The organism is Sphingobacterium micropteri (assembly GCF_014692515.1).
In the GTDB taxonomy this organism is placed as follows: Bacteria; Bacteroidota; Bacteroidia; order Sphingobacteriales; family Sphingobacteriaceae; genus Sphingobacterium; species Sphingobacterium micropteri.
Genome location: NZ_JACOIK010000006.1, coordinates 282,044 through 293,561, shown reverse-complemented (window position 1 = coordinate 293,561; position 11,518 = coordinate 282,044). Strand labels below are relative to the sequence as shown.

The 11,518-nt window shown below is 43.3% G+C and carries 7 protein-coding genes; 1 reads left to right on the top strand and 6 read right to left on the bottom strand.

The features are described 5' to 3' along the window. Positions 1–96: 96 nt before the first annotated feature. From H8B06_RS10250 to H8B06_RS10225, 6 genes are all read right to left on the bottom strand, one after another. Positions 97–1,713, bottom strand: a complete 1,617-nt coding sequence (locus H8B06_RS10250) for a polysaccharide lyase (RefSeq protein ID WP_190994179.1) — start codon at positions 1,711–1,713, stop codon at positions 97–99. A 2-nt stretch (positions 1,714–1,715) separates the two neighbouring features. Further along, positions 1,716–3,353: a polysaccharide lyase gene (locus tag H8B06_RS10245; protein WP_190994178.1), complete on the bottom strand. Its 1,638-nt coding sequence runs from the start codon at positions 3,351–3,353 to the stop codon at positions 1,716–1,718. 264 nt (positions 3,354–3,617) lie between these two features. Next, a complete protein-coding gene (locus tag H8B06_RS10240) occupies positions 3,618–3,788 on the bottom strand; it encodes a hypothetical protein (RefSeq protein ID WP_190994177.1) in 171 nt (56 codons plus the stop codon). A 68-nt stretch (positions 3,789–3,856) separates the two neighbouring features. Beyond that, complete coding sequence (locus tag H8B06_RS10235) at positions 3,857–5,869, bottom strand: RagB/SusD family nutrient uptake outer membrane protein (RefSeq protein WP_190994176.1); 2,013 nt, start codon at positions 5,867–5,869, stop codon at positions 3,857–3,859. A 21-nt stretch (positions 5,870–5,890) separates the two neighbouring features. Further along, positions 5,891–9,136 (bottom strand): SusC/RagA family TonB-linked outer membrane protein, encoded by a 3,246-nt coding sequence (locus tag H8B06_RS10230; RefSeq protein WP_223857603.1) that lies wholly within the window; start codon positions 9,134–9,136, stop codon positions 5,891–5,893. A 79-nt stretch (positions 9,137–9,215) separates the two neighbouring features. Then, positions 9,216–9,887: a DUF3826 domain-containing protein gene (locus H8B06_RS10225; RefSeq protein ID WP_190994174.1), complete on the bottom strand. Its 672-nt coding sequence runs from the start codon at positions 9,885–9,887 to the stop codon at positions 9,216–9,218. 536 nt (positions 9,888–10,423) lie between these two features. On the opposite strand from H8B06_RS10225, the gene H8B06_RS10220 reads away from it, so the two are divergent. Then, complete coding sequence (locus tag H8B06_RS10220; protein ID WP_165293483.1) at positions 10,424–11,299, top strand: AraC family transcriptional regulator; 876 nt, start codon at positions 10,424–10,426, stop codon at positions 11,297–11,299. Positions 11,300–11,518 lie beyond the last annotated feature (219 nt).

Genomic DNA, 11,518 nt, shown 5'->3' with positions numbered 1-11,518 from the left:
AGTTCATTAAAAGAGGCTGTTGCGATCGCAACAGCCTACTAAACTAACTAAACTAACTAAACTAAACTAAACTAATAAAAAAGCGCCTTTAAGTGGTTAAAAAGGTGTAACAGTCTTCTTTGGAACGACACTGTTCAGGTAGTTCTCAATATGGGCGTATCCATTATCACTGATCTGTGCAGCATCGTTCGGGTTATTTGGATCTAGTCCCATCTTCATCTCGACCTCATCTGGAATACCATCATTGTCGGTATCCTTATAGGGAGTACCTTTGTATTCAGGATACCCACCTACCTGGCGGACATCCGTAATGATACCTTGTTTGTACGAATCCATCGGCAACCGACGTTTTACATAAGGCGACGGCTGTACGGGCTCAACAGGCTCTGTATAGAACACCTTACCCGTCTTTACTTGTTTTACAATACGTTCATCTACCGCATCTCGTTTCGGAAGGGTCGCACCAACGTTTTTCAGCACATAATCATATGCTTTTTTTGCTGATAATATCTTGCCAAAATTAGACAACGGAAACGGGCTGTCTACTTTGATTTTCGCCAAATAAGGAGTAGGATCTCCGTCCACTGCCGGCTGTACACCACCATCCCAATTATCTTTCGTGACACGGCGATTGCCTTCCACGATATTTCCATGCACGTACGCTTTTCCAAACGTCCCGGCATTTTCCTTGCTCCTACCGGATTCTGGCTTTAAAAGCCGGTAGGATATTGGTTTGTCTAATGGCGTAATCGGTCCCGGCTTGTAATAGTTATTGATGAAATTATATTCCGAGCGGTGGTCTCCACCGTCTGCGCTCCGATTCCACCAGTTCCAGACTACATTATTGACGAATCCGAAATCACCATACATCCCTATAGAAGGGTTACGGCTAATGTTCGACGCCCATAAGTTGCGCATAAACGTACTGTTCAAGCCCCCAATGGTACTTCCGAAAGCATGGTTGTACGTGTCCAACGCTTCCGAAAAGATAGAGTTCTGAATCGTAATGTTCACGGTAGGCAACTTTAAGTTTTTGCCGGTTCTGTCGTATACATGCCGGTACATCGACATATTTTCATCCAGCCCCCAACTGGCGGAAATATGATCAAGGATAATATTTCCTACACCATTGCCTCCCAGCGCATCATCCCGCCGCGTTACATCCGTCACTCCCCGACGGAACCGCATAAAGCGCACAATGACATCATGTGTATCAATCAAAAAAGATTCTCCTGCCACACAGACGCCATCGCCCGGCGCGGTCTGTCCTGCAATCGTGACATAAGGTGCTTTAACTACGATGGGTTTCTCCAAATTGATGATCCCAGCAACATTAAATACGATAATCCGCGCACCCCCTGCTTCGCAAGCTTCCCGTAAGGTACCTGGACCGCTATCTGCGAGACTGGTTACGACAAATACTTTTCCTCCACGTCCACCCGGTGTATAAGCTCCTCCGCCTTCAGCTCCCGGAAACGCCGGAATAGCTGCTTGCGGTAAATCTTCGGGTTTAGCCGCCCAGGGAATATACGGCTTTCCTTCTTGCTCCATGACAGCTTTTGCCATTTCCCATGCCTGCTCTAAGCGCTGTTCCTCTGCCTTTTCCCGAGCATCTGCCATTTGTTGCAGCGAATCGGGGATGACCGGATATTGTGCGAAAGAAAAAAACGGGAAAATCAGAAGCAGGCTAGATATACATGACTTCATTTTCATCTTTATCCTTTTGACGCTAATTCATTTAAGTAAAGCTCAATGTTAGCATAACCTGATTCGGTTATTTCAGCCGCGTCATTTGGATTTTTAGGATCCAATCCCATTTTTACTTCTACGTCATCCGGAATACCGTCGTTGTCGGTATCTCTATAAGGTTTACCCTTATATTCGGGGTAGCCCCCCACCTGAGCGACGTCGGTGATAATACCCTGTTTGTACGAATCAGCGGGAAGCCTTCTATGTTTAAACTGATAAAATGACTCGGGGTCTAAACCTTCAGCGTACTCCGGTTTACCGGTTTTCACGGTACGAATAATACGCTCATCCACCGGATCTCTTTTGGGCAGCGTTGCTCCGGCATTATCCATGACGTGGTCAAAGGTATTATCCGATGACAAAATGGTCATTTCCGGCATTGGAAACGGCTTATCATATTTGATCAATGCTAAATAATGTTGTGCCTCTTCCTTGCTCAGGCTTCCTTCTTTACCATTTAATTGCACGCCACCATTCCAGTTATCCGCTGTTACTGCAGCATTACCGTCAATAATATTTCCGGCAACATGCGCACGGCCATACATCAAGGTATCCAAGCGCGACAATACTGCGTCAGGCCTTAAAATACGATGGGAGATATCTTTACCCACTGGGGTTACAGGTCCGGGTTTGTAATAGTTATTGATGATATTATATTGCGCGGTATAGTCGCCACCATCGGTGGTACGGTGGCTCCAGTTGAACACCACATTATTCACAAAATTAAAGATACCGTTCCAACCAATCGACGGATTCCTTCCAGCATTATTTGCCCAAAGGTTTCGCATAAAGGAACAATTTTCGCCCCCCAGTGTACTCCCTAGAGAATGGTTGTACGTATCTAAAGCTTCCGAGAAAATACTATTCTGTATGGTCACATTTACCGTTCCTAATTTCACTTCTGGATAGTCTCCTCCCGGGCTATACATATGGCGGTAAATAGACATATTCTCATCTAGTCCCCAGCTGGCCGAAACATGGTCGATCATAATATTCCCAACGGGATTACCTCCGATGGCATCGTCTCGTCTACCAACATAGGTTTCGCCCCGACGGAAACGCATGTGTCGGATAACAACATCGTGGGTATCGATCCAAACGGACTCCCCTGCCACACAAACACCATCGCCCGGAGCAGATTGACCGGCAATGGTAACATAAGGCGCGCGAATCATCAGGGGTGTTTTCAAGCGAATAATTCCCGCCACATTAAACACGATAATACGCGGCCCTCCTTGTTCACAGGCTTCTCTTAAAGTTCCCGGGCCGTTATCTTCCAGACTGGTGACCACAATCACCTTACCACCCCGGCCACCAAAGGAGTACTTACCGCCACCTTCAGCTCCCGGAAAGGCTGGGATTTCCGCCTGCGGTAAATCTGTCAAGCGAGAAGCCCAAGGAATATAAGGTTTCCCTTGTTTGGCATATTGTACTATAGTCGGCCAGGCTTTTTTCCAGGCGAGATCAGACTGCTCCTGTGCCTTCCGCATCAATTCATCGGTTTCCGCCTTTACTTCCGCCGGTATTTTCGGGTACTGTGCCCTTGCTTCTTGTATAGTGGCTACTGCAATAATCACCACAAGTAATGAAAATATTTTGTTCATATACATAAATTTAATGATAATATCTAGGTATATCACCTACCAATTGATATCAGTGAGATCAAAGTTAGCGAGATGACGGGCGATTTATCTATAATATCTTCACGACTATTTGTACCATATTATCCGAACAAAAACGTCTCCTATATTAGTCGGCGACAATATAGGAGACGTATAGTAAGCAAGCTGTTGTTTTTACTTCGCAGCGAGTTTGTTCAGGTAGATCTCTATGTTGGCATAGCCAGATTCTGATATCGCGGCAGCGTCTTATCCGTTATTTGGATCCAAACCCATATGGTTATTCCTTTTATCGGTGGCCAAAGCAGGTTGTACTCTCTCGACCATCTTTTCCACGCGGTCCATGGCAACCTTCTGATATTCGTTATCCAATTGCCCCAGTGCAAACGACAAGCTCCCCCGCGATAAAAAGGTTTGCAATACATTATAAACAAAAACACCTCGCCCCTTTTTGGAACGAGGAGTTTTCTGATTTTTAACTTTGTTCTTTACTGTAACGGATCGAAAGTTCCAGCACCGTCAAAGCTATTCCATCCCTTTGTTTGTTCGAGGTAGGGAGATCCTTCTAAAACGCCCTGATGTATTCCAAAATAATAGTACTCCGGATACCACCTAAATGTCCAAGCCGGAGAAACATTTGTACGGTCTAAATCGTCTCGCTCTTCAACTAAAAAATAATTATCGTATAGATAATCAACATATTCGTCATATGTCGCTATACCTTCGGGATAACTTGTCGCGTTTCTATTAACCAGCGGAGCCGCCTCTCCCAACAATGGATCTACAGCGCTATAGAATGGCACGTCCTCATTACGAACAGTTATCCTGTACCCCGTCCGTCTCGTACCATTAAGTACCGGAATTCCCAAACGGGTATTCATACCGGTCTCGTTATCGAAGAGCATCCAACGTCTCAAATCGTAGAAACGCTTACCTTCATAAGCTAGTTCAACTTTCCTTTCGTCTAGGATTGCTTTGAACAACTTGTCCCTATTCCCAGCAACAGCAGCTAAGCCGTACGAACCGTCATTATTTTCCACACCTGCACGCTCTCGTATAGCCTTCAGCCCTTCCAACCCTTCATTTAGACGATTGATACCAACCGCACACTCAGCAATGTTCAAAACTAATTCCGCAAAGCGGTATTCCATAAAGTCTGTTCCACTTTCTTCGAAGTTATTGATTGCGTTGCTCGCGTTTATATTGGAAGCTTTACGTACGTATATTCCACTGCCGTTTGCACCTCTTGTTTCCGTCGATTTGTATGCTCCGTTTGCATTTTCTTTCCATGAATAGGTCCACACCCGATATCCTTCTTCACCAGCGAACGGCCAGATTGCACCGTTATACGCAAAAGATTTATAGAATCTTGGATCTCTATTTTTGTAGAATTTATTCGCATCATAAACATACGCAGAAGAGGCATCATCGATGCGCTTCCCATCTTTCATCGGAAATGCTTCTACTATTTGTTTAGTCGGGGTCACCGAACCGCCACCACTAATTTCTCTGGGTCTAATGGCTTGTTCCCAGCCGCTGTTTTTCGTAAAATTTCCGCCTTTTGGCATATTGTTGAATCCAAAAACAATAATGGCTTCCGGATTTCCCTCCTCCTTAAACCACATATTGCCCCATGCCTCGCCATTCGCGAGATTCCCTTCCGTGTAAAGACCAAAACCGTTTTGCACCAACAGTGTTTTCGCCTCTTGATTAGCATCATAGGCTGCTTGCCACCTTTCCACATCATCATTTGGATTATATATCGGGCTGGCCCATGTTAACAACACACGCCCCTTCACCGCAGCAGCGGCTCCACTAGTAATACGTCCCCAATTCGCACCGCTCCAACTGCCGGGCAATAATTCCACAGCCATATCAAGATCCGCACAAATTTGTTCAATACAATCGGAAGTAGAACTACGCGGAACTGAATTTTCCTCAATGTCACCTACAGACGGGCTTTGCGGCACTAAAACTAACGGCACACCTCCATACAACCTTACTAGCTCAAAGTATTGCCAAGCGCGCCAAAAATACATCTGTCCTTTCAAGGGGTTCTTCAGATCGTCTCCCATGCCATGCTTGTCAATCTCTGACAAAAATAAATTGATTTGCCTTAACCGCGTCCACGTATTGTTGTTGATGTTTGTAGACATGCGTTGTCCGAAATACTTATTAGCATGGTTGTTGACAAACGAAATAGCTGCCCATTCCTTGTTGAAGTCGGTTTCCCCAGCCAACTCATCAGTAGTTTGCGCAAAGATGTTATTATAGGATCCACTTTCAGAAGCTGTATTAGTCGATATAAATCCAGTGCCATTATTTGCGGGTAAGAATAATCCGTATACATAATCCACATAAGCCTGGGCTAAAACAGGATCTTGAAAGACCTCTTCATTCACAGCTGTCATATCACGTTTCTCTTCCAAAAACTTATCACTACAACTGAATAACGTAAGAAGCGAAGACACCAATAAGTGTATATATAAGATCTTTTTCATTTTTCTAATTTTTTATGAATATTACAACGTTACGTTAAGACCAAAAGAAAATGTCTTTAAGTTCGGATAGGAATCCCAAGATGTGCCATACGTGTCTTTGTAATTGAAAGCATGGTATAACCCCATAGGATTCATAGCTGTAAAATAAAGGCGCGCATTCGATAATTTCATTTTTGAAACCAGATCCTTTGGTAATGTATAATTGAAATTTAAACTCGTCATTCGCATGCGGAAAGCACTCACTTTCCAAAAATTGGAGCTCACGCTATACATTTCCTCCCAATTCGGATTCGGCATGGTACCCGTAGGGTTAAGTTCAGGATCATAGATATCGTTCCAAATAACCGGAAGATTATTATATACCCGGGTAATATCGTTGTTTAGCTTCTTCCGCTCTGACCCTCCGATCTCTGCCCATCCACCAAAGCTTCCTGAGATTACAGTCTCTACAGAGAAATTTTTATATCCCGCTTTTAAAGTAAAGCCCAGGTTATAAAGATTGTTTTCGCGATTACTTAATTGTATCAAATCGTTTTCATCAATAATACCATCTGGTTCAGCAAATGTCCCATCGCCTTGTAAAGGACCGCGCACATCGCGATAATACAACATACCAGGACGGAGCTGATCAACGGTCCTGCCGAATACTTGCTGAATATTATATTCGCTCACATAAGCATCGATATCTTCTTGTGTTTTGAACATACCCAGATTATCATATCCCCATTTGCCAATATCTTGCGAAGTGCCATTTCTGTTTTTCCAGGGATACATTTCATCGATAGGAGAATACTCCAGTCGCTTGATTCGAACATCAGACCAAGAGAACCGGGTTTTTATTCCATAACGAAAATCACGACCAACCTTATCATCCCATCCCACACTGACCTCGTAACCGTAGGTGTCCACTTTTCCAAAATTCTCTGGAGCCACAGAACCTCCTACTGAGATAGGGACATTCCCAATCCGTTCTAATAAGATATTATAAGCTTTATTGTAATAACCATCCAACGTCATGGAGAGTCTGTGGTTCATAAAACGGGCATCTACCCCGAAGTTATTTTTAAACTCATCGCTCCACGTGGCGTCTCTATTGGGTGTACGCTCCATTTTCATACCCGTGGCAGCCTGATCGTTGCCTCCAAACACTGGTCCCTTTCCAACTTGATAAGTATAACGTTGTCGCCAAGACCAAGCGGGAAATTGGTCATTACCCATCAATCCGATTGAGTAACGTAATTTTAAAAAATCGACCCCCTTTACGTTAAAAAAGTTCTCCTCACTCAATACCCATCCAGCGGATGCAGAGTAAAATTTACCCCAATAGTTTTCCGGAGCGAATTTAGTCGATGCATCCGTACGAAAAAGAAACTCTGCCAGATATTTTTCGCCGTAACGATAATTTACTCGACCGATGTAACCGAGTGTCCCCGATTCATACGCAAAAGTCCGTCCGTCCACCGCTCCAAATGCCGAACCGAATTGTCCGTTTGTAGTTTCCAACGGGTCTGCCTTCCATACATCTTCTTGGTTACCGTTCGCTTCCCCGCGTTCTACCGAGAACAAACCGCTGAGATGATGATTACCGATTTGCTTGTCATATGTTAGAAAAAAATTAATCTGTGTATTTGTTCCACGTCTGTTGGAGAAATATAAGCGATTACCGTTGCTTACTGTTAACGGAGTCGGATTGGTGGCACCATCATAAATGTGACCATGCGCGCCTTGTCTGCTAAATTCGTATAACTCGTATTTGGTTCCGATCTGACTACCCGCAGAATTCCGCATATTACGTGCATATGTCGCCCGCGCTTTCAATCCCTCTAAAAATGGTGCTTCATACTCTGCGGAGATATTCACCGAAAAAAATCTAGAATCCGTCTCTGCTAAATTTCCCAACCGCTCAATTTCATAAAAATGATACGCGGAAAGATCATTTGGGCGGCCAGGAAGCTTGACGGGCAAACCATTTATATAGGCGGGAACATATGGAGCAGCTAACAGCAAATTTCGATAATCATCTTCCGCACCCTCTCCAGAAACCTTATTAAAAGTTTTATCCAGCTGATCCTCGTTTCCTGATAATTGTAAACCTACTTTAAAATTGGAAGCAACCTTAATGTCCGTTCCTGCCCGAAAATTCCACTTGTTATAATCAAGCGTTCCGAGGTTTCCATTTTGTTTACTGTAGGCAACACCGGCAAAATAGGTTGCACGGTCTGATCCACCACTGAGATTTAAAGCGTGACGGGTATTGTACGATGTTTTCCACGCATCATCCAGCCAATTGTAATCTAGCCCTTTAAAATGCTCCAACTCGTCTTGCGAAAAAATGCGATCACGATATAACTCACTATTAGGATCAACGTTGGCACCATATTTCCCATTCATAATATTGAAGTACTGACCAAACTCATATGCATTCATCATTTTGGTGCGATAGGTCCTGTCGTTGACAGCGTACGAGCCGTTGTATGAAATCCGAGGCTTCCCCTCCTTACCACGCTTAGTCGTTACTAACACAACACCATTTGCCCCCCGAACACCATATACGGCCGTTGCTCCATCTTTCAAAATCGAAATACTTTCTACCTCGGAAGGATCCAGATTGTTAAATTGTGTCGACTCGGGATTATTCTGTGCATCAACTTGTATAACACCGTCAATAACGTACAACGGTTCTCCTGTACCGGCATCTTTCCCCGCCATCACTGGCTCACGCGCCCGTATAGTAGCCTTGGAGCCTGGCCGCGAGGCACCTCCTGAAATGTCTATTCCGACAAGACGACCTGCTAAGGCCGCACCGATATTAGTAGCGGGAAGATCTTCTATTTCTTCCATGTCCACTGTTTCTACTGCACCCGTCAAGTGGGCTTTTTTCTGTGTACCGTATCCCACAACCACAACTTCATCCAATGCATCAACCGGCTCCAAAGTCACGGATACGTTCTTCTGGTTATTTACCGGATACTCCTGGGTTTTATAACCCACGTAGCTAATCACCAATATCTCATCTCCTTGTGGCAGGTTTATTCTAAAAACACCATCTACATCTGTTTTTGTGCCTGTCGTTGTCCCTTTTATAGCGACGGTGGCTCCAATTACGGGATTTCCCTCCGGATCCAGCACTTTCCCCGTCACGTTTACGAAAAGCGGTGCATGCGCTGCTATTTCGTGTGTTATTTCGACTGCTTGTGCGAATTGCATCGGCGCTAAAACAACCAGAGGGCTAAGTAACCGTGCCCCTTTATATAATAGCTTCTTCATAAAAATAAATTGCTTCTTCATCGTTTAATTAACTGCATATATGATTATGGCTCGTAAACCATATTCCTCGACAAAATGCTTATTTGTTCCCTTCATTTTTTTTCGCTGCTTCCCGGCGCGCCTTCCACGCGTCCCCCTCTTTTTGTAGATCGTATCCCTTGTTAGATAGGTAGTTATTAATACGTCCTTTGTATTTACCAAAAATCTGATGTTTCCCCTTCGAATCCGGTGCGTCCATAGCCATCTCACGTGCTTCTGTAAGCCAAAGTAATATCCAAGCTTTCTCTTCGCTCTTCAATGTCGGAATCATCTCTTGAAATGCGCGATAGGTTAGGGGCAATACGCCATAAGTCATTCCGTTCTTCACGGCTTCAATCTGCATAGGCGCAAGCACATCTTCCAACTTCTTAATAAATGCTGCATGCAATACCCGCAGCCTCGCATCTTCTTCGGCTTCGTATGCCGCACGTGTCTGGTCAAGCAACGCTTCCTGTCCGGCGAACTTCTCTTTGATTTTTTTAATCTCGGCCTCGCGTGCTTCGTGATGCGCATTGATTGCCGCATATTGGTTTACGACGAGCGCTCGTGCTTGATAATAGGTTATGGAATCTAGGATCCCCAGTTCCGCAATAATCTTGTCGGATCGCTCGGTGATTACTTTCATATACTCATCTTGCTCGGTTTGCGCAAATCCGTTACTAACCAACAAGGTCAACAACAAGCACATACACCAATTCATTTTTGTTTTCATGTCTCAAATTTATATCTGTTCCCTCTTTATTTTTATTAATAGCACAACAACCAACACCCCAAAAAATAACGTGAAAAACCCATTTTCAGCGTTTACAACAAAGTCAAAAACATACAATAAAAAATCAAAGTTCTTATGGCTGTGTAAGCAAATAGCACACAGCATACAACACGCTCAAAAACAACCTATTTTAACGATAAGACTTGCTATTATCTAACATTATTTTAATCGAATCTTCAAAGTAACGTAATATGCAGTATCTGTTAGTGTCCAAATTTACCTACTTAGTATACAATATTATCATATCGATATATTTAAAAATTGCATTGACATCTATAAACTTTTTTTGAGAAAAAAAATTGTTTTTTTCTCGATAAATCCGTCTAAGGTACACTGATTAGGTGCTGAAGGACTTCAGGACTCTTGTAACAATCTTTTTTCATTATAGCATATTATCATCTATAACCGAATAAAAATATTATCTTCGAAAACTTAATCAGAAGGATACATTGTTTAAGGATTAATTTGTTTCATTTATGAAACCTTTATATCGAAAACTTCCTGCAGAGTTAGAAAGCTCATTTTCAGCCAGACATGACATCATGCCCAATTTTGGAAATGTATGGCATTATCACGCTGAACTAGAGTTACATTACACCATTCGCGGTGAGGGCATCCGTTTTATAGGGGATAATATCAGCCAATTTGCGCCAGACGAAATTATATTGGTCGGCGAAAAGTTATCACATGCATGGCGTTGTAAGGATGAATATTTTCAGAACAATGCCGATTACAATATTGAGGCTATCGTGTTGCAGTTTCTGCCTGATTGTCTGGGTAAGCAGCTGCTTCAGTTGCCCGAATCCTACTTAATCCCAAAATTATTTGAAAAAGCCAAAAGCGGTTTGCTGATTAAAGGCGAAACAAAGCGAGTGGTTGCCCAATTGATGCACGATTGCGTCAAAGAGAGCGGTCTCGGAAAGGTGATCTGTCTATTGCAGATATTGAAAACGCTAGCGGAAAGTGACGAATGTGAAACCATCGTTAAAACGCAAACCACGTTTCATCAGTCCAATGAAGCGGACAATATTCGTTTGAACAATATCTTCAACTACACACATACACATTACAAAAACGATATCACACTGGAGGAGGTTGCCAATATCGCAAACCTCAGTATCACATCTTTCTGTCGGTACTTCAAAATGATGACCCGCAAGACGTATTATGACTTCCTAGTGGAAATCCGTATCAGCCATGCTTGCCGGCTGTTAGTTGAAAATAAGCTACCAACCGAGGTGATCTGCTTCGAATGTGGTTTTAACAATGTATCGAATTTCTATCGCCATTTCAAAAAGGTCATGGGGTTAACTCCGTTGGAGTATAAGAAGAGGTATCTTAATCGCAATTAGTTTATTTTCTTTTTTCCCTCAAAAAAGAACCAAAAAACCGACCAAAGGGAGCTCATGAATACCAAAATACACTCGAATTCATAAATCGTCGCTGAAAATCTTTGGCATCGGGGATTGTGCTAAAATAATATTTCTACAGTTGCCAAAGTTTTTAAGGCGACATTGACCTTTAAGGACGGGATAGTACAAGGCATAATTAACACAATGCACAAACCCATC

Coding starts and splice junctions, on each gene's coding strand:
- H8B06_RS10220 (WP_165293483.1), top strand. CDS start 10,424: ATGAAACCTTTATATCGAAAACTTCCTGCAGAGTTAGAAAGCTCATTT.
- H8B06_RS10245 (WP_190994178.1), bottom strand. CDS start 3,353: ATGAACAAAATATTTTCATTACTTGTGGTGATTATTGCAGTAGCCACT.
- H8B06_RS10250 (WP_190994179.1), bottom strand. CDS start 1,713: ATGAAAATGAAGTCATGTATATCTAGCCTGCTTCTGATTTTCCCGTTT.
- H8B06_RS10235 (WP_190994176.1), bottom strand. CDS start 5,869: ATGAAAAAGATCTTATATATACACTTATTGGTGTCTTCGCTTCTTACG.
- H8B06_RS10225 (WP_190994174.1), bottom strand. CDS start 9,887: ATGAAAACAAAAATGAATTGGTGTATGTGCTTGTTGTTGACCTTGTTG.
- H8B06_RS10230 (WP_223857603.1), bottom strand. CDS start 9,136: ATGAAGAAGCTATTATATAAAGGGGCACGGTTACTTAGCCCTCTGGTT.